Annotated in this window: 19 protein-coding genes; 13 read left to right on the top strand and 6 right to left on the bottom strand. The window is 69.5% G+C overall.

Annotated features, from left to right (window positions below; genetic code table 11):
- The first annotated feature begins 16 nt into the window (after positions 1-16).
- Genes ACLJQ7_RS30305 through lgt form a run of 3 tightly spaced genes read left to right on the top strand, consistent with a single transcriptional unit; the run spans position 17 to position 3,386 of the window.
- The gene (locus ACLJQ7_RS30305; RefSeq protein ID WP_410651574.1) at positions 17-1,159 is read left to right on the top strand and encodes an amidohydrolase family protein; all 1,143 of its coding nucleotides are present in this window, start codon (positions 17-19) and stop codon (positions 1,157-1,159) included.
- Positions 1,156-2,325 carry a M20 metallopeptidase family protein gene (locus tag ACLJQ7_RS30300; RefSeq protein ID WP_410651573.1) on the top strand — a complete coding sequence of 390 codons (1,170 nt, stop codon included), beginning with the start codon at positions 1,156-1,158 and terminating at the stop codon, positions 2,323-2,325. Before ACLJQ7_RS30305 ends, ACLJQ7_RS30300 begins: the two co-directional genes overlap by 4 nt.
- A 29-nt stretch (positions 2,326-2,354) precedes the next feature.
- Positions 2,355-3,386 carry a prolipoprotein diacylglyceryl transferase gene (gene lgt / locus ACLJQ7_RS30295; protein ID WP_410651572.1) on the top strand — a complete coding sequence of 344 codons (1,032 nt, stop codon included), beginning with the start codon at positions 2,355-2,357 and terminating at the stop codon, positions 3,384-3,386.
- Positions 3,387-3,579: 193 nt separating this feature from the next.
- Here the strand turns inward: lgt and ACLJQ7_RS30290 are convergent, their stop codons facing one another.
- Complete coding sequence (locus tag ACLJQ7_RS30290; protein ID WP_410651571.1) at positions 3,580-4,644, bottom strand: diacylglycerol kinase; 1,065 nt, start codon at positions 4,642-4,644, stop codon at positions 3,580-3,582.
- 145 nt (positions 4,645-4,789) lie between these two features.
- On the bottom strand, positions 4,790-5,575 hold the full coding sequence (locus ACLJQ7_RS30285) for an SDR family oxidoreductase (protein ID WP_410651570.1): 786 nt from the start codon (positions 5,573-5,575) through the stop codon (positions 4,790-4,792).
- 586 nt (positions 5,576-6,161) lie between these two features.
- On the opposite strand from ACLJQ7_RS30285, the gene gltB reads away from it, so the two are divergent.
- From gltB to ACLJQ7_RS30270, 3 genes are all read left to right on the top strand, one after another.
- On the top strand, positions 6,162-10,730 hold the full coding sequence (gene gltB / locus ACLJQ7_RS30280) for a glutamate synthase large subunit (protein ID WP_410651569.1): 4,569 nt from the start codon (positions 6,162-6,164) through the stop codon (positions 10,728-10,730).
- Entirely contained in the window at positions 10,723-12,231 is a 1,509-nt protein-coding gene (locus ACLJQ7_RS30275) for a glutamate synthase subunit beta (RefSeq protein WP_410651568.1), read from the top strand. The genes gltB and ACLJQ7_RS30275 overlap by 8 nt, the downstream gene beginning before the upstream one ends.
- A gap of 194 nt (positions 12,232-12,425) precedes the next feature.
- Positions 12,426-13,820, top strand: coding sequence for an alpha/beta hydrolase (locus ACLJQ7_RS30270; RefSeq protein ID WP_410651567.1), 1,395 nt, complete (start codon positions 12,426-12,428; stop codon positions 13,818-13,820).
- Here ACLJQ7_RS30270 and ACLJQ7_RS30265 read toward each other — a convergent pair whose 3' ends face one another.
- Positions 13,821-14,237, bottom strand: a complete 417-nt coding sequence (locus ACLJQ7_RS30265) for a hypothetical protein (protein ID WP_410651566.1) — start codon at positions 14,235-14,237, stop codon at positions 13,821-13,823.
- 133 nt (positions 14,238-14,370) lie between these two features.
- Here ACLJQ7_RS30265 and ACLJQ7_RS30260 point away from each other — a divergent pair, with 133 nt between their 5' ends.
- Entirely contained in the window at positions 14,371-15,303 is a 933-nt protein-coding gene (locus ACLJQ7_RS30260; protein ID WP_410651565.1) for a trypsin-like serine peptidase, read from the top strand.
- A 78-nt stretch (positions 15,304-15,381) separates the two neighbouring features.
- Positions 15,382-16,773, top strand: a complete 1,392-nt coding sequence (locus ACLJQ7_RS30255) for a class II 3-deoxy-7-phosphoheptulonate synthase (RefSeq protein ID WP_410651564.1) — start codon at positions 15,382-15,384, stop codon at positions 16,771-16,773.
- Between the two features lie 72 nt (positions 16,774-16,845).
- Here the strand turns inward: ACLJQ7_RS30255 and ACLJQ7_RS30250 are convergent, their stop codons facing one another.
- Positions 16,846-18,150 (bottom strand): wax ester/triacylglycerol synthase family O-acyltransferase, encoded by a 1,305-nt coding sequence (locus ACLJQ7_RS30250; protein WP_410651563.1) that lies wholly within the window; start codon positions 18,148-18,150, stop codon positions 16,846-16,848.
- A gap of 221 nt (positions 18,151-18,371) precedes the next feature.
- Between ACLJQ7_RS30250 and ACLJQ7_RS30245 the strand changes: the two genes are divergently transcribed.
- The gene (locus ACLJQ7_RS30245; RefSeq protein WP_410651562.1) at positions 18,372-18,881 is read left to right on the top strand and encodes a DinB family protein; all 510 of its coding nucleotides are present in this window, start codon (positions 18,372-18,374) and stop codon (positions 18,879-18,881) included.
- A 53-nt stretch (positions 18,882-18,934) separates the two neighbouring features.
- Here the strand turns inward: ACLJQ7_RS30245 and ACLJQ7_RS30240 are convergent, their stop codons facing one another.
- Complete coding sequence (locus ACLJQ7_RS30240; RefSeq protein ID WP_410651561.1) at positions 18,935-19,720, bottom strand: DUF1295 domain-containing protein; 786 nt, start codon at positions 19,718-19,720, stop codon at positions 18,935-18,937.
- Positions 19,720-20,991, bottom strand: a complete 1,272-nt coding sequence (locus tag ACLJQ7_RS30235; RefSeq protein ID WP_410651560.1) for a class I SAM-dependent methyltransferase — start codon at positions 20,989-20,991, stop codon at positions 19,720-19,722. Before ACLJQ7_RS30235 ends, ACLJQ7_RS30240 begins: the two co-directional genes overlap by 1 nt.
- Positions 20,992-21,078: 87 nt before the next feature.
- Here ACLJQ7_RS30235 and ACLJQ7_RS30230 point away from each other — a divergent pair, with 87 nt between their 5' ends.
- The 4 genes from ACLJQ7_RS30230 to ACLJQ7_RS30215 are packed head-to-tail and all read left to right on the top strand — an operon-like array spanning position 21,079 to position 24,458.
- Positions 21,079-22,356: an NAD(P)/FAD-dependent oxidoreductase gene (locus ACLJQ7_RS30230; protein WP_410651559.1), complete on the top strand. Its 1,278-nt coding sequence runs from the start codon at positions 21,079-21,081 to the stop codon at positions 22,354-22,356.
- The gene (locus ACLJQ7_RS30225) at positions 22,350-23,090 is read left to right on the top strand and encodes a DUF1365 domain-containing protein (RefSeq protein ID WP_410651558.1); all 741 of its coding nucleotides are present in this window, start codon (positions 22,350-22,352) and stop codon (positions 23,088-23,090) included. Before ACLJQ7_RS30230 ends, ACLJQ7_RS30225 begins: the two co-directional genes overlap by 7 nt.
- Positions 23,083-23,691, top strand: coding sequence for an ECF RNA polymerase sigma factor SigK (gene sigK / locus ACLJQ7_RS30220; RefSeq protein ID WP_410651557.1), 609 nt, complete (start codon positions 23,083-23,085; stop codon positions 23,689-23,691). The genes ACLJQ7_RS30225 and sigK overlap by 8 nt, the downstream gene beginning before the upstream one ends.
- On the top strand, positions 23,688-24,458 hold the full coding sequence (locus tag ACLJQ7_RS30215; RefSeq protein WP_410651556.1) for an anti-sigma factor domain-containing protein: 771 nt from the start codon (positions 23,688-23,690) through the stop codon (positions 24,456-24,458). Before sigK ends, ACLJQ7_RS30215 begins: the two co-directional genes overlap by 4 nt.
- The last annotated feature ends 333 nt before the right edge of the window (positions 24,459-24,791 follow it).

Raw genomic sequence — 24,791 nt, 5'->3', positions numbered from 1 at the left:
GAGAAGGGACGCGCTCATGCCGGGAACCCCGATCCTGCCGTTCGTCGCCCGGACAAGGCTGGTGGACCACCATTGCCACGGCGTCGTCACCGGTGATCTGGGCCGGATCGAGTTCGAACAGCTGCTCACCGAGGCCGACACCGTCTCGTCACTGGGCACGACCCTGTTCGACTCGCTGATCGGGCTCGCGGTCCGGGCCCGCTGCGCCCCGGTGCTCGACCTGCCGCCGCACGTCCCGGCCGAGGTCTACCTGGCCCGCCGCGCCGAACTGGGCGCCACCGAGGTCAACGCGCGGTTCCTGCGCGCCACCGGCACGACCGAGTTCCTGCTCGACGGCGGCTTCCTGCCGGACACGCTGACCACGACCGAGCAGTTCGCGGCCCTGTCCGGCGCCCGCGCGCGGGACATCGTCCGGCTCGAACAGGTCGCCGAAACGGTGATCGGCTCCACGACCGCGGCCGGCTTCGCGCCGTCGTTCGCCACGGAACTGGCGAGACGCGCCACGACCGCGGTCGGGTTCAAGTCCATCGCCGCCTACCGGGTCGGCCTCGACCTGGCGGGGGAGCGGCCGACGGACACCGAAGTCACCGAGGCGGCGGGCCGCTGGCTCGCGCGGATCGAGGCGGGTGAACCGGTCCGGCTCGCGGACGAGGTGCTGCACCGGTTCCTGATCTGGACCGGGATCGACCTGGCCCTGCCGATCCAGTTCCACGTCGGCTTCGGCGATTCCGACGTGGACCTGCACCGCTGCGATCCGCTGCTGCTCACCGCGCTGCTGCGGGCCACCCGGTCACACGGGGTGCCGATCATGCTGCTGCACAACTACCCCTTCCACCGGAACGCCGCGTATCTGGCGCAGGTCTTCGAGCACGTGTTCGTCGACGTGGGACTCGCGACGCACAACGCCGGTCATCGTGCGCCCGCGATCATCGCGGAGACAATGGAGATCGTGCCGTTCGGGAAGCTGCTGTTCTCCACGGACGCGTTCGGGCTGGCCGAGCTGTACCACCTCGGCACCGCGCTGTTCCGGCAAGGACTGTCCGACTTCCTGTACGCGGGGCTCACTTCGGACGTACTGTCCGAAGTGGACGCGCATCGGATAGCGGCGCTGGTGGGCCACCGCAACGCCGAACGGGTTTACGGGCTGGAGGGGACATGACGGAACTGGACGAACTGCAGGACCGGTGGGAGGCCGCCGTCGAGGCGGAACTGCCGGCCGCGATCGAACTGCGGCACCGGGTGCACGCCGATCCGCGCGCGTCGGGGGACGAGGAGGACACCGCGCGGGTCGTCGCCGAGGTGCTGGGCCTCGACGAAGGGGTCCCGGTCGCCAAGACCGGGCGCGCCGTGCTGCTCCCCGGTACCGCGCCGGGACCGGCCGTGGCGCTGCGCGCCGAACTGGACGCGCTGCCGGTCACCGAGCGCACGGGGATCCCGTGGGCCTCGGAGACACCGCTGATGCACGCGTGCGGGCACGACGTCCACCTGGCCGCGCTCGTCGCCACCTGCCGCGCGGCCGCCGCCGTCGGGGTGCCCCGGCCGCTCCTCGCGCTCCTGCAACCGCGAGAGGAGACGTCGCCGTCCGGCGCGCTGGACATCGTCGACTCCGGCGTGCTCGCCGAGTACGGCGTCGAGTCGGTCATCGGCGCCCACGTGCAGCCCAGGCTCGCGGCGGGGGTGGTTTCGGCGGTACCGGGGCCGGTCAACGCCTCCACCGACGAGTTCGACGTCGTCGTCCGCGGTCAGGGCGGGCACGCCGGCTACCCGCATCTGCTGCGGGATCCGATCCTCGCGCTCAGCCAGATCGTGGTGAGCCTGCAGCAGCTCGCGAGCCGCCGGGTCGACCCGGTGTTCGGCGCGGTCTGCTCGGTCGGGCGGATCGAAGCCGGGACGACGGCGAACGTCGTGCCGAACGAGGCCCGCCTGTCGGGCTCGCTGCGGCTGATGCGCGCCGAAGACCGCGACCTCGCCCTGGAAGGGATCGCCGAGGTCGTCCACGGCACCGCGCAGGCACACGGCTGCCGGGCGGAGCTGGAGATCAGCCCGTGCGAACCGGTGTTGCACAACGACGCCGGGCTCACCCAGCGCGCGCACCGGCGGCTCATCCGGACCGGGGTGCGCGTCGACACCGATTTCCGGTCGTTCGGCGCCGACGACTTCGCGCACTACTGCGGGATGACGCGCGGGCTGATGATGTTCGTCGGCCTCGGCGACACCGCGGGCGCGCCCAGTCTCCACGACGAGGTGTTCCTGCCGCCCGACGCCGCCATCGGGCACGTCGCGTCCGCGCTGATCGCGGGCTATTTGGCCGCCGTCGAGGGCTGACGCCCCCAAGAAGCGGATGAAGCGCTACGGTGGCCGACGTGAATACCGCCTCGGCAGCGTTCCTCGCGACCATCCCCAGTCCCGACCAGGGCGTCTGGCATATCGGGCCGGTCCCGATCCGGGCCTACGCGCTCTGCATCATCGCCGGCATCATCGTGGCGATCTGGCTGGGCGAGCGGCGCTGGGTGAACCGCGGCGGCACCAAGGGCACGGTCATCGACATCGCGGTCTTCGCGGTGCCGTTCGGCCTGGTCGGCGGGCGGTTGTACCACGTCATCACCGACAACCAGCTGTACTTCGGCGAGGGCAAGAACCCGCTCGACGCGCTGAAGATCTGGGACGGTGGCCTCGGGATCTGGGGCGCCATCGCGCTCGGCGCGGTCGGCGCGCTGATCGCCTGCCGCCGCAAGGGGATCCCGCTGCCCGCGATGGCCGACGCGCTCGCGCCGGGCATCGTGATCGCGCAGGCGATCGGTCGGGTCGGCAACTACTTCAACCAGGAGCTCTACGGCGCGCACACCGACCTGCCGTGGGGCCTGGAGATCTACCAGCGCTACAACCCGACCAACCCGGACGACTTCCTGAACGGCATCGCGATCGGGCACGTCCCGCTGCCGGACAGCCCGGTGCACCCGACGTTCCTCTACGAGCTGATCTGGAACCTCGGTGTCGCGCTGCTGATCATCTGGGCGGACAAGAAGTTCCGCCTCGGCCACGGGCGCGTGTTCGCGCTGTACGTCGCCGGGTACACCGCGGGCCGGTTCTGGATCGAGATGATGCGGACCGACACCGCGAACCACATCTTCGGCCTGCGGGTCAACGTGTGGACCTCGATCCTGCTGTTCGCCGCGGCGATCGTGTACTTCGTGCTGGCGGCCAAGCGTGGGCCGCGGGAAGCGCCGGAAACGTTGTGGAGCAAGGACGTGCCGCGGGAGGACTCCTCGGCCGCCGACCCTTCCGCTGAGGAGACGCACGCGGAGGTCGCGGCGGCTCCGGACACCGTACGGGACTCGGCCGCCGACAAGGCGACCGAGGACCCGAAGCCCGACGCGGAGAAGTAGCGCTCCGGCCGGTCCAAGTCCGTGAAGGCCCCCTTCACGGACTTGCCAGCTCTCTCTCAAGCGCTATGAAGGGGCCTTTCCTTGCAAATTTCGCAAGGAAAGGCCCCTTCATAGCATCCGGGCGCCTCGAGTCCGTGAAGGCCTCCTTGAGGGACCCAGAGTCCCTCAAGGAGGCCTTCACGGACCGAGCACCTCAGCGAGCGACCAGGCCTCGCCCCGTCACCAAGGGCAGATCCAGCGCCGTCAGCAGCCCGGGCGGAGCCGCCACCACCGCCGGGATCGCGTTCACCAGCCGCATCGCGGTCGCCTTCAGCCCGGCCGTGTTGTGGTCGCCGTCCGTGCCGACCAAGCGCAGGTCCAGTTCGTACCGAGGTTCGCCGGTCACCTGGACGCGGTAGCAGCCCTGCCCGGTCGGCTGCGGCCAGTCCGGCCCGAGGTCGCCACGCAGGCGCGTGATGTGCTCCAGCACGCATACCGCCCGCCCGCCGCGCATGCCGCGCACCTCGAACCGCAACGCCGCCGCGGTGCCTTCTTTGATCGTTCCCGAAGCGATCTCGAACGTCTCGGGAGCCGGAAGCCGTTCGTAGACCTCCTCGACGGCGTCGAGTTCGACGTCCAGCCCGGCCGCGAGCTGCCGCACGACGCTGCCCCAGGCCAGCGACAGCACGCCGGGTTGGAGCAAAAGCGGCAGATCGTCCATTTCCCGGCCGAAGCCCATGATGTCGAACAGCACCTTGCCGTTGTCGTATGTCGAATAGTCGAGGATCTCCAGGCATCGCACCTCGTCGATCCGCTCGCACACGCCGGTGAGCACCAGTGGCAGCCAGTCGTTGGCGAAGCCGGGGTCGACACCGTTGACCCACAGCGAAGCGCCGCCTTCGCGGGCGGCCTCCCGGATCGGCTCGATCATCTCCGGCGGGACGACGCCTTCGGGGTACTGGAGGAACACGGGGCTGCTGGACACCACGTTGATCCCCGCGCGCAGGAAGCGTTTCAGGTCTTCGACGGCTTCGAGCAGCCGGTCGTCGGCCATCGCCGTGTACAGCACGCAATCGGGCTTCAGCGCGATGAGCGCGTCCGCGTCGGTCGTCGCGGAGACCCCGAGCGGGCGCCCGAGCCCGGCCAGTTCCCCGGCGTCCACACCCGCCTTGGCCTCGCTCGAGACCCAGACCCCGGCGAGTTCGAGATCGGGCCGCGCGGCTATTCCCGCCAGCGCGTGTCGGCCGACGTTCCCGGTACTCCACTGGACCACGCGCACGGCGTTCGCCTCCTGATGTCTGGTTGGTGAACCCGCGTCCGCGATCGACGTCGGCAGGACGCTGCCTGGAAGACCACGTCACGGCCGGGGCGGGTTCACACGTATGGTCATTTTCCCGATATCTCTCGGCTCCGCCGACGGTTTCCTACAGATCGGGCAGGCCAAGGTCGAGGTTCGGGGCCTGCAATCCACCGTCGACTTCGATGATCTTGCCGGTGACGTACCGGCCCGCGCCCGACGCCAGGAACACGACGGTCGCCGCGATGTCCTCGGCCTCGCCGATCCGGCGCAGGGGAGTGGCGGCCTCCGTCCGGCCGCGCACTTCGTCGTTGCCCACCACCACTTCGAGCGCGGACGTCGTCACCGAGCCGACCGAGATCGCGTTCACCCGCACCTTCGGCGCGAGATCGGCCGCCGCGAGCCGGGTGTAGTGCGCCAGCGCGGCCTTCGCCGTCCCGTACGCGGCGAAGCCACGTCCGGTCACGCGGCCCATGACCGACGAGATGTTGACGACCGATCCGCCCGTCTCCAGTAGCGACGGGGCCGCCGCGACGGTCAGCGCGTGGGCGGTGGAGACGTTGAAACGAAAGGCTTCTTCGAGGAAATCGGCGGTGGTTTCCAGCAGCGGCCGGGGATAGGTGCCGCCGAGGTTGTTGACCACCAGGTCCAGCCGCCCGAACTCGGCCGTCGCGATCCGCGCCAGCTCGCCCGCGGCCGCCGGATCGCTCAGGTCGGCGGGCACCACGTGCGCACGGCGGCCGGTGGCGGCGACCAGGGCGGCCACGTCGGCGAGCTGGGTTTCGGTGCGGGAGGAGATCACCACGTCGGCACCGGCCTCGGCGAGCGCCACGGCCGTCGCCGCGCCGATCCCGCGTCCGGCGCCGGTGACCACGGCGACCTGATCGGTGAGCCGGAAACGGTCCAGGATCATGCGCGGAACTGTAACACGTTCTAGCTGAAGCCGGTCCCGCTCGCGAGGAGCGGGACCGGCTCCGGCCAGCCGTTCACGATGAAGGCGCCGAAGTGACCGTCTCGGAGGTGGCCAGCGCGGGCGTGGCCGTGAGCAGGCGGAGGACGTGAGCGCGGCGGCGCCGAGAATCACGGTTCTTCGGATGGACTGGAGCATCAAGCCCCCAGAGGAGAGGTGATTTCACCTCAAGGTCGATCCGGGACGGTGTCAGGTTGCCGTGAAGTCCGGGATTGCGCCGGACGGCCCAACAGGATCGGGGCTCGCGCCCGGCGCCCGGAGTGACTAGGGTCGCCTCACCGCGTCTCGTGACATCCCGGAACGGGACATATACTTAGCGGAACGAACTACTGTGACCTCATCAGGAACTGTGTCGTTCCGGGCGTCCATATCGTTACCCATCGGCGGGCTTTCCCGTCCGCCGAACTGATGCCGACGTGTTTCACAGGTGTTAAAGTCGCGCTAACGAACGGGCCATCGTCGTCCCGTGCGCATTCCCCCGGCCGGCCCCGTCCGGCCGCTGAGCACAGACGACGAAGGAGGTCCCTTCATGATCTTCTCCGCCATTCCAGGCAAACAGGGTCTCTACGATCCCGAATCCGAACAGGACTCCTGCGGGGTGGCCATGGTGGCCGACATTCGCGGGCGGCGTTCGCACGGCATCGTCACCGACGGCCTCTCCGCGCTGACGAACCTCGACCACCGCGGTGCCGCCGGCGCGGAGCCGACCAGTGGTGACGGCGCGGGTATCCTGCTGCAGCTCCCGGACGAGCTCCTGCGGGCCGAAGTGGACTTCATCCTGCCCGAGGCGGACGCCGACGGTCACCAGACATACGCGACCGGGATCGGTTTCCTGCCCTCGGACCTCGAGGAGCGGAACAAGGCCGTCGCTCTGATCGAGCGGATCGCCGGTGAAGAGGGCCTCGACGTCCTCGGCTGGCGTGAGGTCCCGATCGACGTCGACCGCGCCGGTATCGGCCCGACGGCGCGTTCGGTGATGCCGCATTTCGTGATGCTGTTCGTCGCGGGCGCCGAGGCCGACGGGCGATGTCCCTCCGGGCTCGAGCTGGACCGCCTCGCCTTCTGTCTCCGCAAACGCGTCGAGAACGAGAGCGTGACCGCGGGCTGCGGCACGTACTTCCCGTCGCTGTCCTCGCGGACCATCGTCTACAAGGGAATGCTGACCCCCGAGCAGCTCCCGCTCTTCTTCGCCGACCTGACCGACACCCGGCTCACCAGCGCCATCGCGCTCGTGCACTCCCGGTTCTCCACCAACACCTTCCCGTCGTGGCCGCTGGCGCATCCGTTCCGGTTCGTCGCGCACAACGGCGAGATCAACACCATCCGGGGCAACCGCAACCGGATGCGCGCCCGTGAGGCGCTGCTCGAATCGGACCTCATCCCCGGCGACCTGACCCGCCTGTACCCGATCTGCTCGGCCGACGCGTCGGACTCCGCCTCCTTCGACGAGGTGCTGGAGCTGCTGCATCTCGGCGGCCGGTCGCTGCCGCACGCGGTGCTGATGATGATCCCCGAAGCGTGGGAGAACCACGCCGGGATGGACGCACAGCGTCGTGCGTTCTACCGGTTCCACGCCAGCCTCATGGAGCCGTGGGACGGCCCGGCCTGCGTCACCTTCACCGACGGCACCCTCGTCGGCGCGGTACTGGACCGCAACGGCCTGCGCCCCGCCCGCTGGTGGCGTACCGCGGACGACCGGGTCGTGCTGGCCAGCGAGGCGGGCGTGCTCGACGTCGCCCCCGCGGACGTCGTGGCCAAGGGGCGTCTCAAGCCCGGCCGCATGTTCCTGGTGGACACCGAGGCAGGCCGGATCGTCGACGACGAAGAGGTCAAGTCGGAGCTGGCGAAGCAACTCCCGTACGAGGGCTGGCTGCACGCCGGTCTGCTGCAGATCGCCGACCTCCCGGACCGCGACCATATCGTGCAGAGCCACGATTCCGTGCTGCGGCGCCAGCTTTCCTTCGGCTACACCGAAGAAGAGCTGAAGATCCTCCTCGCGCCGATGGTGCTCAAGGCCGCCGAGCCGATCGGCTCGATGGGTTCCGACACCCCGCCCGCGGTGCTGTCGCAGCGTTCGCGGCTGCTCTACGATTACTTCAAGCAGAACTTCGCGCAGGTCACCAACCCACCGCTGGACGCGATCCGCGAAGAGCTCGTCACCTCGATGAGCCGGATCATGGGCCCGGAGCGGAACCTGCTCGCCCCCGGCCCGGCCTCCTGCCGTCACGTGCAGCTGCCGTATCCGGTGATCGACAACGACGAGCTCGCCAAGCTGATCCACATCAACGACGACGGCGACCTACCCGGCTTCGCGTGCAGTGTCCTTTCCGGACTGTACGAAGTGGACGGTGGGGCCGACGCGCTGGCGTCGGCGATCGAGCGGGTCCGGCGCGAGGCCTCCGAGGCGATCGCGGCGGGCGCGCGCACGCTCGTACTGTCCGATCGCGACTCCGACCACCGCATGGCGCCGATCCCGTCGCTGCTCCTGGTCTCCGCGGTCCACCACCATCTGGTGCGCACCAAGGAAAGGCTTCGTGTCGCGCTGGTCGTCGAGACGGGCGACGCCCGCGAGGTCCACCACATCGCGCTGCTGCTGGGCTACGGCGCCGCGGCGGTGAACCCGTACCTGGCCTTCGAGACCATCGAGGACATGATCTCGACCGGTGCGGTCACCGGCATCGAGCCTGCCAAGGCGATCCGCAATTACGTCAAGGCGCTCGTGAAGGGTGTCCTGAAGATCATGTCGAAGATGGGCATCTCGACCGTCGGCGCGTACACCGCGGCGCAGGTCTTCGAATCCTTCGGCCTGGCCCAGGATCTGCTCGACGAGTACTTCACCGGGACGTCGTCGAAGCTCGGCGGCGTCGGGCTGAGCGTGCTCGCCGAAGAGGTCGCCACACGCCACCGCCGGGCGTACCCGGACAATCCGACCGACCGGGTCCACCGTGGACTCGAGACCGGCGGCGAGTACGCGTACCGCCGCGAGGGCGAACTGCACCTGTTCACCCCGGAGACCGTCTTCCTGTTGCAGCACGCGACGAAGACCGGCCGCGAAGAGGTGTACAAGAAGTACTCCGACGAGGTGCACCGCCTGTACCGCCAGGGTGGCGCGCTGCGCGGGCTGTTCTCCTTCCGCGAGGGCACACGCGAGCACGTCCCGCTGGACGAGGTCGAGCCCGTCGAGGCGATCTTCAAACGCTTCAACACCGGTGCGATGTCCTACGGCTCGATTTCGGCCGAGGCACACGAAACGCTCGCCATCGCGATGAACCGCATCGGCGGCCGGTCCAACACCGGTGAGGGCGGGGAGGACCCCGAGCGGCTCTACGATCCGGCGCGGCGCAGCGCGATCAAGCAGGTCGCGAGCGGCCGGTTCGGGGTCACGAGCGAGTACCTGGTCAACGCCGACGACATCCAGATCAAGATGGCGCAGGGCGCGAAGCCGGGCGAGGGCGGGCAGTTGCCGCCCAACAAGGTCTACCCGTGGATCGCGCGCACGCGGCATTCGACGCCGGGCGTCGGGCTCATCTCGCCGCCGCCGCACCACGACATCTACTCGATCGAGGATCTCGCCCAGCTGATCCACGACCTCAAGAACGCCAACGAGAACGCCCGCATCCACGTGAAGCTGGTGTCTTCGCTCGGCGTCGGCACGGTCGCGGCAGGCGTGTCCAAGGCGCACGCGGACGTCGTGCTGATCTCCGGCCACGACGGCGGCACCGGCGCCTCCCCGATGAACTCGCTCAAGCACGCGGGCACCCCGTGGGAGATCGGGCTCGCCGAGACGCAGCAGACGTTGCTGCTCAACGGTTTGCGCGACCGGATCACCGTGCAGGTCGACGGCGCGATGAAGACCGGCAAGGACGTCGTCATCGCCGCGCTGCTCGGCGCGGAGGAGTACGGTTTCGCGACGGCGCCGTTGATCGTCGAGGGCTGCGTCATGATGCGCGTCTGCCACCTCGACACCTGCCCGGTCGGCGTCGCGACCCAGAGCCCGGAGCTGCGCAAGCGGTACACCGGCCAGGCCGACCACGTCGTGAACTACTTCCGGTTCGTCGCCGACGAGGTGCGGGAAACGTTGGCGGCGCTCGGTTTCCGCACTCTCGACGAGGCCATCGGGCACGCCGAGATGCTGAACACCGACGAGGCGGTCGAGCACTGGAAGTCCTCCGGTCTCGACCTCGCGCCGATCTTCGAAATGCCGGCCGAGACCCCGTACGGCGGGGCGAAGCGGCGCACGCGGACGCAGGACCACGGTCTGGAGCACGCGCTCGACCGGACGCTGATCCAGCTCGCCGAGGCGGCGCTGGAGGACGCGCATCCGGTGCGGCTCGAACTGCCGGTGCGCAATGTGAACCGGACCGTCGGCACGCTGCTCGGTTCCGAGATCACCCGCCGCTACGGTGGCGAGGGCCTGCCCGAGGACACGATCCACGTGCTGCTGACCGGTTCCGCCGGACAGTCGCTCGGCGCGTTCCTGCCACGCGGCATCACGCTCGACATGGTCGGCGACGCGAACGACTACGTCGGCAAGGGTCTTTCCGGCGGGCGGATCATCGTGCGCCCGCATCCGGACGCGAAGTTCGCCGCGGAAGGCCAGACCATCGCCGGGAACACGCTCGCTTACGGCGCCACCGGTGGCGAGATGTTCCTGCGCGGCCAGGTCGGCGAACGGTTCTGCGTGCGCAACTCCGGCGCGGTGGTCGTCGCCGAGGGTGTCGGCGACCACGCCTTCGAGTACATGACCGGCGGGCAGGCCGTGGTGCTCGGCCCGACCGGGCGCAACCTCGCGGCGGGCATGTCCGGCGGCGAGGCCTACGTGCTCGACCTCGACCGCGGCAAGGTCAACGAGGAGATGGTGAATCTCCTGACCCCCAGGTCCGAGGATCTCGCCTGGCTCAAGAAGACCGTGCAGAAGCACTACGACCTCACACGTTCGGCCGTGGCCGCGTCGCTGCTCGGCGACTGGCCGCGTCGCTCGGCGGCGTTCACCAAGGTGATGCCCCGCGACTACCAGCGTGTCCTTGACGCGGCGAAGGCGGCGCGTGCCGCGGGCCGCGACGTCGACGAAGCGATCATGGAGGCCGCTCGTGGCTGATCCGACGGGTTTCCTCAAGTACGACCGCGAAGAGCCGAAGAAGAAGTCCACGCAGGACCGTCTCGCCACCTGGGGCGAGGTGTACGCCGACGTGGAACCCGCCGAGCGCAACGAAAAGGTGCGCGAACAGGCCACACGGTGCATGGACTGCGGTATCCCGTTCTGTCATTCCAGTGGTTCCGGCTGCCCGCTGGGCAACCTGATCCCGGAGTGGAACGACCTCGTGCGCCGCGGCGACTGGGCCGCGGCGAGCGACCGGCTCCACGCCACCAACAACTTCCCCGAGTTCACCGGGAAGCTCTGCCCCGCGCCGTGCGAGGCGGGTTGTGTCCTGTCGGTCTCGCCGTTGTCCGGCGGCCCGGTCGCCATCAAGCGGGTCGAGCAGACGATCGCCGACCAGTCGTGGGAAGCGGGCTACGTGCAGCCGCAGATCTCGGCGGTGTCGTCGGGGCAGCGGGTCGCGGTCGTCGGCTCCGGCCCGGCCGGGCTCGCCGCCGCGCAGCAGCTGACCCGCGCCGGCCACGAAGTGACCGTCTACGAACGGGACGACCGGCTCGGCGGCCTGCTGCGGTACGGCATCCCCGAGTTCAAAATGGAGAAGAAGGTCCTCGACCGGCGGCTCGCGCAACTCCGCAAGGAGGGCACGAAGTTCGTCACCGGCTGCGAGGTCGGCGTCGACCTGACCGTCGAGGAACTGCGGGCAGGCTACGACGCGGTGGTCCTCGCCGTGGGCGCGCTGCGCGGCCGCGACGACAAGATCACGCCCGGCCGCGAGCTGGCCGGGATCCACCTGGCGATGGAACACCTGGTCCCGGCCAACAAGTACGTCGAGGGTGACGGCCCGTCGGCGGTGGACGCGGCGGGCAAGCACGTGGTCATCATCGGCGGCGGCGACACCGGGGCCGACTCGTACGGCACCGCGACCCGTCAGGGCGCGCTTTCGGTGACCCAGCTGGACCAGTACCCGACGCCACCGTCCACAAGGGACGACGAGCGGTCGCCGTGGCCGACCTGGCCGTACATCCTGCGCACCTACCCCGCGCACGAAGAGGCGGGCGAGCGCAAGTTCGCCGTCGCGGTCACCCGGTTCATCGGCGACGACGAGGGCAACGTGCGCGCGGTCGAGCTCCGGCAGGTCCGCGTGGTCAAGGACCCGGAGACCGGCAAGCGCATGGTGACCCCGGTCAACGACGAGGTCGAGGAGCTGCCCGCCGACCTCGTGCTGCTCGCGATCGGATTCGAGGGTGTCGAGCACATGCCGCTGCTCGACGGGCTCGGGCTGTCGCTGACCAAACGCGGCACGCTCTCGTGCGGCGCGGACTGGCAAACCTCCTCGCCCGGCGTGTTCGTCTGCGGCGACGCGCATCGCGGTGCCTCACTGGTCGTGTGGGCGATCGCCGAGGGACGCTCGGTGGCGAGCGCGGTGGACGCCTACCTGACCGGTGCTTCGGACCTGCCGGCTCCGGTGCACCCGACGGCGTTGCCGCTCGCGGTCGTTTAAGCGCCTTCCCTGCGCGAGGCGTCGAAAGCGGTGATGCGAAAGCCACTTTCGCAACCTTCAACGTTGCGAAAGTGGCTTTCGCAACGCCCCCGCGGGGGCGACGAACGGCAGGGGACGCTCCCACCCAAGGTGGAGGGTCCGGATCAGGCCGCGGTCCGACGCGGTAGGGCGGCCGGTCACGCCAAGCTCTCCGTATGAGAAAAACGTTGGCGATATTGGCTTTCCTGCCACTGACCATGGCCATCCCGGCGACCGCCGAGGCGGCTCCGGCGCTGCGCTGGACGTCTCCCTGTCCGGACTACGGCGTCACCCCCTCGCCGACCGCGGGGCTCGAATGCGCGAGACTCAAGGTGCCGCTGGACTACGCCGACCCGGGTGGTCGGACCATCGAACTCACCGTCTCCCGGAAGGCGAGCAACTCGCCGAAGCGCCGCGGCGTGCTGCTGATGAATCCCGGCGGGCCGGGTAGCCCCGGCCTGGCGATGCCCACCCAGCTCGCGGAGCGACAGGGACAGTCCGGCCTGCTCGAAAGCTACGACGTCATCGGTTTCGACCCGCGCGGGACCACCTACAGCACACCGGTGACCTGCGACCTCACCGAGGAGCAGAAGTTCATCCTCGTCGGCCCGTACGCGGAGGGTCCGCGCGACGTCGCCGAGAAGGCGGCGAAGTCCCGTGTGGTGGCGAAGCAATGCGCCGAGTCGAAGACAGCGGAACTCCTTCCGCAGATGACGACGGCCAACACCGCGCGCGACATGGACAGGATCCGCGAGGCGTTGGGGGAGCGGAAGATCTCGTTCTACGGCGTCTCGTACGGGAGCTATCTCGGCGCCGCCTACGCGTCGATGTTCCCCGCGCGCACGGATCGGATCGTCCTGGACAGCCTCGTCGGTCCCGACGGGCTGGACGTCCGCGCGCACCAGCGCTTCGCGGAGGGCTTCGACGACCGCATCGGCGACTTCACGGCCTGGGCGGCGGCGCGGGACGACGTCTACCACCTCGGGCGGACGCAGGCCGAGGTGACGGCGAAGTTCCTCGAACTCGCCGAAAAGCACCCGGGAATCCGGACCGCCACCTGGGGAGCGTTGTACGACGACGTGAACTTCCCCGGCCTCGCCGAGAAGTGGGCCGCTACGCCGGCGAAGGCGCAGAGCGGCCCGCTCGACTCCGACAACCACGCCGCGCTTCAGCTCCACGTGCTCTGCAACGACTCCGACTGGCCGGAAAGCGTGCGCTACTACCAAAAGGCGGTCGAACGGGCCCGCGTGACGCACCCGATGTTCGGCCCGGCCGCGGCGAACATCACCCCGTGCGCGTTCTGGCCGGTGGAGCGCCGCGAGCCTCCGGTGCGGATCCACGACCGCGGCCCGTCGAACATCTTGCTGGTGCAGAACCTCCGCGACCCGGCGACGCCGCTCGTCGGCGCCCGCGAACTGCGGTCGGCGCTGGGCGCGCGGGCGAAGTTCGTCACCGTGGACGACGGCGGGCACGGCGTCTTCACCAAGGAGAACGCCTGCGGCAACGACACCGTCGTGCGCTATCTGCGGGACGGGGCCCTCCCGGCCACCGACACGCAGTGCCCGGCTTGATCAGGAAAACAGGAAGACGAGCAAACCGATCCAGCCGAGGCCGCCGACCAGGATTCCCAGCAGGATCCCGGCGGTGGCTTCGGCGAAGGTGTCTTCCCCCAGCCTGACGCGTGCCCAGCACACCCAGGCCACCAGCAGTCCGCCGAGGAGCATCACCGGCCCGAAAGTGAGCGCCAGGATGGTGACCGCGGCGGATTCGGGCGACGTGTGCGGCGAAATCCCGAAACCGGTCCCTCGTTTGATCACCCAGCCCACGGCGAATGCCAGGAGCACCGATCCGGCCAGCGTCAGAAGTGACGGCCAGATCAGGCCACCGTCGTCGCCGAGGAAGATCGCGATCGGTGCCAGGAGTGTCCAGGCGACGGGAGCCACCACGTGCGTGCCCAGCCGGGCGAAGCCGTCTGTCGATATCCCCACGAGCGAAGTTAACCCGCCGCCCTTCGCCGTAGTTGGGCCGAACGGCCGCTTGTACGCCCGGTAGCAGGACAAATACTTTCGAAATGTCGTGCAAGTCATACGGCAATTCACCGGTGGCGAAAGGTGGTACGCCATGAAGAGGACGGCTTCCCGGACGGGGATCCTGGCGGCGCTCGTGGGGCTGGCGGTGACGGCGCTGACCGCCGTCGCGAGTCCGGCGCACGCCGGACCGGTCCACTATCAGGCGGCGGTCGACGCGCAGGCGGTGGCGGCCTACTGGACGCCCGAGCGGATGCGGTCGGCGGTGCCGATCGAACGGCTGGTCCAGGCGCCCGCCTTCACACCGAAGGATGTCGCGAAGGGCAAGAGCACGATCATCCAGAGCATCCCCAACGGTGGCGGCGCGTGGACCGGGGCCGGCAAGGTCGTCCAGACCGCGGGCCGGGTGTTCTTCACCATGGGCGGGCGGAACGCGTCGTGCTCCGGTGACGCGGTCACCAGCACCAACGGCAGTGTCGTGATCACCGCCGGACACTGCGTGAAGTACCAGGGCGCCTGGCACACGAACTGGACCTTCGCGCCGGGCTACGACAACGGCAACACGCCCTACGGCACCTGGGCCGCGAAGAGCACGCTGACCACTCCGCAGTGGGAAGCGAGCGAGGACATGAACTACGACATCGGCGCGGCCGTGGTCAGCCCGCTCAACGGGCAGAAGCTGACCGACGTGGTCGGCGCGCAGGGGATCGCGTTCAACCAGGCGCGCAACCAGTCGATGTACACGTTCGGGTATCCGGCGGCGGCACCGTACGACGGCTCGAAACTGATCTACTGCAGCGGGAGCACGTTCACCGACTTCCTGCTCACCAAGGACCACGGGATGAGCTGCGACATGACCGGTGGTTCGAGCGGCGGCCCGTGGTTCCTCAACTTCAGCGAGGCGACCGGCGCGGGCGTCCAGGCTTCGGTGAACAGCTTCGGCTACACCTTCCTGCCCGGTTACATGTTCGGCCCGTACTTCGGCACGGACGCGCAGAACCTCTACAACAAGGCGCAGGCCGCCTGATCAGCCCGCCGCCCGTCCACCTTTTGGGACTTTCGTCCCGGTGGGCGGGCGGCTTTCGGCGCGGCATATCCTGGTCCGGTGAACTGGACAGTGGACGTTCCCGTCGACACGCTCCCCGAACTGCCTCCCCTGCCGCCCGAGCTGCGTGATCGGCTCGACGACGCGCTTTCCCGGCCCGCCGCGCAGCAGCCGGAATGGCCGGACGTGGAGCTGACGAAGCGCGTCCGCGGCGTGCTGGAGAGCGTGCCGCCGATCACCGTCCCCGCCGAGATCGACCGCCTCTCCGACCGGCTCGCCATGGTCGCCCGCGGTGAGGCGTTCCTGCTCCAGGGCGGTGACTGCGCGGAGACGTTCGAGTCGAACACCGAACCGCATATCCGCGCCAACCTGCGCACCCTGCTGCAGATGGCCGTCGTCCTCACCTACGGCGCGAGCCTGCCGGTGGTGAAGGTCGGCCGGATCGCGGGCCAGTACGCGAAGCCGCGTTCGGCGTCCACCGACGCGCTCGGCCTGCCGGTGTACCGCGGCGACATCATCAACTCGCTCGTCGCCAAGCCCGAACTCCGCGTGCCCGACCCCGGCCGGATGATCCGCGCCTACGCGAACGCGGGCGCCGCGATGAATCTCGTCCGCGCGCTCACCGGCGCCGGTATGGCGGACCTGCACCAGGTGCACGACTGGAACAAGGACTTCGTGAAGTCCTCGCCCGCCAGCGAGCGCTACGAGGCGCTGGCCGCGGAGATCGACCGCGGCCTGCGGTTCATGTCGGCCTGCGGCGTCACCGACGCCTCGCTTCAGTCCACCGAGATCTTCGCCAGCCACGAGGCGCTCCTGCTGGACTACGAGCGCTCCATGCTGCGGATGGATCGCGCGGACGCGGCGAACCCCAAGCTGTACAACCTGTCGTCGCACTTCCTGTGGGTGGGCGAGCGGACCAGGCAGCTCGACGGCGCGCACATCGCCTTCGCCGAACTGCTGGCCAACCCGATCGGCCTCAAGATCGGCCCGACGACCACGCCGGAGCAGGCCGTCGAGTACGTCCGCCGCCTCGACCCGCGCAACGAGCCCGGCAGGCTGACGCTGATCGCCCGGATGGGCAACGGCAAGGTCCGCGAGGTGCTGCCCGCGATCATCGAGAAGGTCGAGGCGTCCGGGCACAAGGTCATCTGGCAGTGCGACCCGATGCACGGCAACACGCACGAGTCGTCGACCGGCTACAAGACCCGGCACTTCGACCGGATCGTGGACGAGGTGCAGGGCTTCTTCGAGGTGCACCGCAAGCTCGGCACGTACCCGGGCGGCATCCACGTCGAGCTGACCGGTGAGGACGTCACCGAATGCCTCGGCGGCGCGCAGGAGATCTCGGATCTGGACCTTTCGGGCCGGTACGAGACCGCGTGCGACCCGCGGCTGAACACGCAGCAGTCGCTGGAGCTGGCGTTCCTGGTCGCGGAGATGCTGCGCGGCTGATCGGTCTCACGATTGAGATGAAAGGCCCCTTCATTGCAAAATTTGCAATGAAGGGGCCTTTCATAGCACGCGCTAGGCGGTGACGAGCAGCCGCGCAGCCGACTTGAGCACGCCGTCCCGCAGCGAACCCACGTCCGAGACCGCCGCCCCGTTCGCCTGCAGTCCGATGTGGACCGAGTCGCGATAGGTCGCCACCGCGATCCCGATCGCCTGCCGCGGCGCCAGCGGCACGAACGGGTACACGCCGGCGACCTTCGTCCCGTCGAGGGTGAGCCGGTTGGGCGGCACCGGCACCGTGGTGATCACGAGGTCGAACAGCAGCGGCGCGGCCAGCCCGGCGGCCTTCGAACCGAGCCGGTGCAGCATCGGCGGCATCCGCTCGGCGAGCAGCGGGAACGCGCCCGCGCCCCGGGCCGGGCCCGCCGCCTTGTTCCGGCTCATTTCGCGCTGGACGGCCAGCAGCCGCTCGACCGGGTCGTCGAGGCCGACCGGCAGCTCGCAGAGATAGCCGGACAGCTTGTTCCCACCGAGTTGCTCGGCGGAGCGCCCGCGCACGCTGACCGGGATGAGCGCCCGCAGCGTCCGGTCGTCGGCGCGCTGGCCGCGGTTGATCATCCAGTCGCGCAGCGCGCCGCTGAGGATCGCCAGCACGACGTCGTTGGCGGTCCCGCCGTGGGCGCGGCGGATCCGCCGGATCTCGGCGGTGTCCAGCCGGACGAGGCCGAGCCGTCGTTCGGTCGACGGCGGCGCGCTGATCGGCGACAGCGGCGAACGGGTCGCGCGGACGACCGAAGAGGCGATCCCGGCCTGGGCCAGCGTCGAGCCGACGGCCTCCTTGACAGCGTCCACAGGGGAGCGGGGCGCGGGCGGCACGCACCCGCCGCGCGGACGCCTCGGCGCGCGCGGGAGCTCGTCGAGCAGGCCCACGGCGACGGCGTACGCGCCCGCCCCGTCGGTGAGGGCGTGGTGCAGTTTCAGCAGCAGCGCGAACTCGCCGTCCGGCAGGCCGGTGACGAGATGCAAGTCCCACAAGGGTTTTCCGGTGTCGAGCGGCCGTCCCATCCAGCGAGAGGCGTAGGCGGAGAGTGGGTCCGGTTCGTACAGGGAGCTCAGGTGGTGATGTGAAATATGTTCACTGGCAACGAAATCCGGGTCCTCGGCCCAGACGGCGGCACCGAGCGGGAACAGCGCGGTGCGCGGGCGCTGACGCAGCTTCGGGAGCCGTGTGGCCCGCTCGGCCAGCAGCGCGACCAGCTCACGCGCGTGCACCTGCCCGTGCGGCCGGAAGGTGACCACCGCGCCCATGTGCATGGGCGTCGTTTCGCTTTCCAGGCAAAGGAAAGCGACATCGAGTGCGCTCAGCTGGGGGCCTGACATAGTGACCTTTCTCGGAACCGGCGGCGATGGGCACAACTGCACCAGCCTGACATGACGGGCGGGTGGTCGTCATGTTTCCTCGGCGCTAACTACCGCTGGTTTCACTCGAACGATGGGATCACGTTCGGACATGGACCACGGCTCTGCGGCAGATGGTGGACACTGCGTCCCCGGGTAACTCGTTAGCGGGTCATCCGAGGAAACCGGCAGACTGCACCACCATGACCGACGAACCGAAGCGCCCCGAACCGCCGCTCACCGGCGACGAGCGCACGCAGCTGAACGGCTTCCTCGACTTCCTCCGCGCCACCGTCGTGTGGAAGTGCTCCGGCCTCACCGACGAGCAGGCCCGCCGTCCGCTCGTCCCCAGCGAACTGACCACCGTCGCCGGTCTGCTCGGCCATCTGACCCTCGTCGAGCAGTACTGGTTCACCGTCGTGCTCAACGGGCAGGAGGACGTCTGGAAGGAGGCCCTGGAAGCCGATCCGGACGCCGAGTTCCGGGTCGCCATGCAGACCCCGATCGAGCAGCTGATCGCCGCCTACGAGGCCGAGTGCGAGCGGAGCCGCAAGGTCGTCGCCGCGATGGGGCTGGACGACGAGGTCCCCTTCCGCGGCGATCGCAAGGTCAACGTCCGGTTCGTGGTCGCGCACATGATCGAGGAGACCGGCAGGCACGCCGGCCACCTCGACCTGTTGCGCGAACTGACCGACGGTCTCACCGGGGAGTGAGCCGGCCGCGTCATTCAGCGGCCCGCCTCCGCGAATCCGAGGCCGGCCTCGGTTCAGGATGCGCCCCCGCGGCGCGGGGGGAGCGGGAAGAACCCGCTGGTCCGCTCGACGTACGTCCCGTATCCCGGCCGGGAACGACGCAAACCCTTCTCCAGCAAAGGTTTCCCGGTTCCCTTGGCCAGGGTGTACGTCATCGCGATCGGCGACAGGATGGTCGCCGCCCCCACCCAGCTCGTACACGCCAGCAAGTACAGGCCCCACCACACGCACGCGTCGCCGAAGTAGTTCGGATGCCGGGTGTAGCGCCACAGCCCGGTGTCGAGGACCTTCCCCCTGTTGTCCGGGTCGGCCTTGAAACGCCGCAGCTGTTCGTCGCCGATCGTCTCGAACCCGAAGCCGACCAGCCACAGCGCGACACCGAGCCACGCCGTCACCCCGAAGGTGCCGCCGTACATCGCGAACTGGACCGGCAGCGAGACGAACCAGAGCACCACCGCCTGGACCAGGTAAACGCGGACGAAGAGCTTGAGCGCCGGATTCTCCCCGGCGCTTTCCGCCATCCGCACGTAGCGCGGGTCCTCGGGCAGCTTGTGGTTGCGCAGGTGGAGGTGGACGCCGAGGCGCACACCCCAGATCGTGGTCAGCAGCGCGGTGACGACGCGCAGCGCCACCGACCCGTCCCCGAGCGGCGCCGCCACCAGCGCGACGAGCGCGAAGCCCGGCCCCCACAGCGTGTCGACGGTGTCGTACCGCTTGCGCCACCGCGCGATGCCGAAGGTGACGACGAAGGCCAGCAACGTCGCGCCCGCCGTCACCGCGAGCGTCCCGCCGAGGGACATCAGGACCACTCCCGGGTGGCGGGCAGCGCGCTCATTCCCTCGTCGGAGGTGCGGACCGCCAGGATCTGATCCACCCCCATCCGGTTCTCCTCGAACGCGAGTGCCCCGCCGACCAGGTAGAGCCGCCAGACCCGTGCGCCGGCTTCACCGATCAGCGCCACGACGTCGTCCCAGTTGGCTTCGAGTGTCTTCTCCCAGGCGCGGACCGTGCGCACGTAGTGCTCGCGCAGCGCGTGGACGTCGCGGATCTCGAACCCGGCGGTCTCCAGATGCCCGAGCGTGCGGCTCAGCGGCCGCATCGTCATGTCGGGTGCGATGTAGCGCTCGATGAACGCGCCGCCGCCGGGCGCCACCGCGCCGCGGGACATCTGCTGCAGGACCAGCCGCCCGGTGGGCTTGAGCATCCGGTACAACGTCCGCGTGTACTCGGGGTAGTTCTCCTCGCCGACGTGTTCACCCATCTCGATGGTCGCGACCGCGTCGAAGGGACTGTCACGCAGTTCGCGATAGTCCTGCCGCCGGACCTCGACGCGATCCTCCAGATCGTGCTGGACGAGGCGGCCGCGGATGTGCTGCTGCTGCTCCGCCGACAGCGTGATCCCGACGGCCTGGACGCCGTGGTGCTTCGCGGCGTGCACCAGCAGCGAGCCCCAGCCACATCCGACGTCGAGCAGCCGCATCCCGGGCCGCAGGCCGAGCTTCCGGCAGATCAGCTCGAGCTTGTCCCACTGCGCCTGTTCGAGGTCGTAGCCCTCCTCCTCGGACGTCCAGTACGCCGACGAGTAAGCCATCGATTCGTCCATCAGCAGCTGGTAGAAGGCATTGCTGAGGTCGTAGTGATGCGCGATCGCGGACTTGTCGCGAAGCAGGGTGTGCAGCTTCCCGCGCAGCCGGGCCTCCTCGGCCGGCGGTCGAGGAGGGGGCCCGACGACGCCCAAGCTCACCGCGATCCGCAGCGCCTCGGCCCATTCGCGCGGACCGAGCTTCGCGCCGCGCAGGGCGCCCGACCGGGTCAACGCCCAGATCCGGCGGAATCCGTCGGCGAGGTCACCTTCGACATCGAGATCGCCGGAGACGTAGGCCCTCGTCAGCCCCAATTCGCCGGGTGCGTAGAGGAGACGGCGCAGGGCACGCCGGTTCCGGAGTACCACGGTCGGGGCATCCGGCGGACCGGCGCGTACGCCATCCCAGGTACGGAGTCCGACCGGCAGGGAGCAACCGAGGAGCCGCTCGACGAACGGGGCTAAGCGGGAGGCGGGACTGTTCGGCATAGTCGTCATTCGCTCCCGGACCGGAAAGGGATGGGTCGGAGGTGGCACCGGTTCACGCGATCCAATCCTCACCCGATCCGGCTCCGAATGCTTCACGTGCACACCAAGGGTCAACGCATCGGAGTCATCGGCAGCGGCGTCGCCGGACTCACGGCGGCTTATCTGCTCCAACGCCGCTACGAAGTCCTGCTGTTCGAAGCCGACGACAGGCTGGGCGGGCACGCGCACACCCACGACGTCCCGAGCGCGCACGGCGGCACCGTCGGCGTCGACTCGGGGTTCATCGTGCACAACGAGCGCACCTATCCGAACCTGCTCCGCCTGTTCGCCGAACTCGGCGTCGCCACCCGCGACACCGAGATGTCGATGAGCATCCGCTGCGACGGCTGCGGTCTCCAGTACGCCGGCGCCAAGGGCCTGAAAGGCCTGTTCGCCCAGCCGCGCAACATCGCACGGGGCAGCTATCTGCGGATGCTCGCCGACGTCAAGCGTTTCCACCGGCACGCGAAGCGCGTCCTCGAAGCACCCGAGGCCGGAGACGTCACCCTCGGCGCGTTCCTCGCGATCGGCGGGTACACGAAGTACTTCGTCGACCACTTCATGCTCCCGGTCGTCTCGACCGTCTGGTCCGCCGACCGCACCGACACGCTGAAGTACCCCGCGAAGTACTTGTTCGAGTTCCTGCGCAACCACGGGATGTTGTCGGTCGGCGGGTCGCCGAGCTGGCGCACCGTCGTCGGGGGCTCGCGCGAATACGTCGAGCTGGCCGCCAAGCAGCTGACCGCCGTGCACCTGTCGACGCCGGTCCGCTCGGTCAAGCGCACCGCGCGGGGGATCGAGGTCCGAGACGACGCCGACACGCGGCACCGGCTCGACAAGGTCGTCCTGGCCACGCACGCGGACCAGGCGCTGAAGCTGCTCGCGTCGCCGACCGCGGCCGAGCGCGAGGTCCTCGGCTCGTTCCGGTACTCCAGCAACGAGGCTTGGCTGCACACCGACACGGGCGTGCTCCCGACGGCGGAATCGGCGCGGGCGGGCTGGAACTACGCGACCCCGTTCTGCGGTGCCCACCACGGCGCGGTCCAGGTGTCCTACGACATGAACCGCCTGATGCGGCTCGACGAGCCGACCGGCTACGTCGTCACGCTCAACCCGGGAGACGGCCCCGACGACGCCTCCGTGCTGGCCAAGATGACCTACGAACACCCCGTCTACACGCCGGAGTCCGTGGCCGCCCAGCGCCGTCTGCCCGAACTGAACGACGACACGGTCGCCTTCGCGGGCGCGTACCACGGCTGGGGATTCCACGAGGACGGCTGCGCGTCCGGCGTCCGCGCGGCCGAGGACTTCGGGGTGCGATGGTGAACGTCATGGCCGTCCTCTACGACTCCACGGTGGCGCATGTCCGGCGCAACGATCCGCCGATCTCGTTCGCCCACCGGATCTACCTGTGGTTCGTCGACCTCGACGTGCCGCCGAAGCTGCCTTGGTGGCTGCGCCCCTTCGCCCGCTTCGACCCGCGAGACCACTTCGCACCTGCGGACACCTCCAGCATCAGGTCCAAATTGGACCGCTGGCTCGCGGCGCGCGACGTCGACCTCCGCGGCGGCCGGGTGCTGATGCTGGCCGGTGCGCGGATGCTCGGCCACAACTTCAACCCGATCACCTTGTACTGGTGCCACCGGCCCGATGGTGGGCTCGAATGCGTCGTCGCCGAGGTCCACAACACCTACGGCGGCAGGCACGCGTATCTCCTGCGGCCGGACGCGGACGGGAACGCCTTCGCGGACAAGGAGTTCTACGTCTCGCCGTTCCAGTCGATGGACGGTGAGTACCGGATGGCGGTGCCCATGCCGGAATCGCTGCTTTCGGTCAAGATCGCCCTCCGCCAGGACGGGAATACGCCGCTGACGGCGACGCTGCGTGGCGTGCGCCGCCCCGCCACCACCAAGTGGCTGGCGCATCTGCTGATCACCCGTCCGCTCATGCCGCACCGGGTCTCCGCGCTGATCCGGCGGCATGGGGTCAAACTGTGGTTGAAGAAGGCTCCGATCACCCGGCGGACGCCACAGACGGCCGGAGGCAGGCTTGATGGATGAATCGGCACGCCGGCACCGGATGGCGCCCGTTCCCGGCGACGGCGAACCGGCCGGTCCGACGGCCGAGGACCTGCTCGTCCGGGTCGCGAAGGGCGACGAGCGCGCCTTCGACGCGTTGTACGACCAACTCGCCGGTCCGATCCTCGGCCTCGTGCGGCGGATCCTCCGTGACGCCGCGCAGTCCGAAGAGGTCACCCAGGAGGTCATGGTGGAGCTGTGGCGCACGGCCACGCGCTACTCCCCGGAGCGGGGGAGCGCGCTGAACTGGGCCATGACGCTCGCGCACCGCCGCGCCGTCGACCGCGTCCGCTCGGCACGGGCCAGTTCGGATCGCGAGGTCAAGGCGACCTTCGAGGCCGCCCGTGCCCGGCCCTTCGACGAGGTTGCCGAGGCCGTCGCCGCCCGCTGGGAACATTCGCAGGTGCGCCGCTGTCTCACTACCTTGACCGAGTTGCAACGGGAATCGGTGCTGCTCGCCTACTACCAGGGCTATACCTATCGCGAGGTCTCAGAGGTGCTGCAGACCCCGCACGGGACCATCAAGACCCGTCTCCGGGACGGCCTGATCAGGCTCCGGGACTGTTTGGGGGTGACGGCATGACCATGCCCGAGATGCACACGCTCACCGGCGCCTACGCCGTCGACGCGCTGTCCGAAGTGGAGCGTGCCCAGTTCCAGCGGCACCTCGCCGAATGCGCGTCGTGCGCGCAAGAGGTCCTCGAACTGCAGATGACCGCGACCCGGCTCGGTGCCGCGCTGGCCGAGGACCCGCCGCCCGAGCTCAAGCGCCGCGTGCTCGCCGAGGCGATGGCGACCAGGCAGCAGCCGCCGAAGACGCGCTTCGAGACCGGAGACCGCGCCAAGGACCGCCGCCGCGTCCCGCGTTGGGCGATCGCCGCGGTCGCGGCGGCGGTCGTCGGGCTGGCGGGCACCGCCGTGTTCGGCGGGATCGCCTACGACAACCACTCGCAGCTGACCGCCGCGCGCGAACAGGCGGCCGAGTACGCGGACCGGTACGGCCCGGTCGCCGACGTCCTTTCGGCCGCCGACCTCCGGACCGGGCACGCCGAGACCTCGGCGGGCGGCGGCGGGACCGTGATGATGTCGCGCGCGAAGGACCGGCTGGTGTTCATGGCGGCGCGGCTGCCGAAGAACGAACCGGGCCGGATCTACCAGGCCTGGCTGATGTACCCGGGCACCGCGCCCAAACCCGCCGGGCTCATTTCCGGTGGTCAGGACGGTGCGCTGCTGGTCGCCGACGGGCTCGGCGGGGCCGAGAAGTTCGCGCTCAGCGTCGAACAGGCGGGCGGATCACCGACGGGATCGCCGTCGAAGGACGTCGTCATGGTCATGTCGATGCCCACCTGATCTTCGCCTTTTACCGTCTGTCGGTGAACCCGCGTCCGCGATCGACGTCGGCAGGGCGCTGCTTGGTCGAATCTCTCACGTCCGTGAGTAAGGCGCCCTGCCCCCGCGATAGCGGGGGCCTTCGGCGGGCGGGCTCATGCGTTATGTCCCTTGACGAGCTCGTCCTCGGCTCCGCCAATGGGCTCTTTACCAGGCCGCCGTTCGCCGCCGCGACCGGGTCTCGCTCTTGCGCCCGCGAACATGTTGTGGCAAAACACCTTTGCGACACACGGCGTGGCTACTGGATTCGAGCCTGCCTGGTGCATACCGTCCTGCTTCAACGTCGGCAGTTGA

It is taken from the genome of Amycolatopsis sp. cmx-4-54 (genome assembly GCF_046548895.1).
Taxonomy (GTDB): domain Bacteria; phylum Actinomycetota; class Actinomycetes; order Mycobacteriales; family Pseudonocardiaceae; genus Amycolatopsis.
Note: the sequence above shows the minus strand (reverse complement) of the source record. Positions and strands in the feature narration are given on the sequence as shown.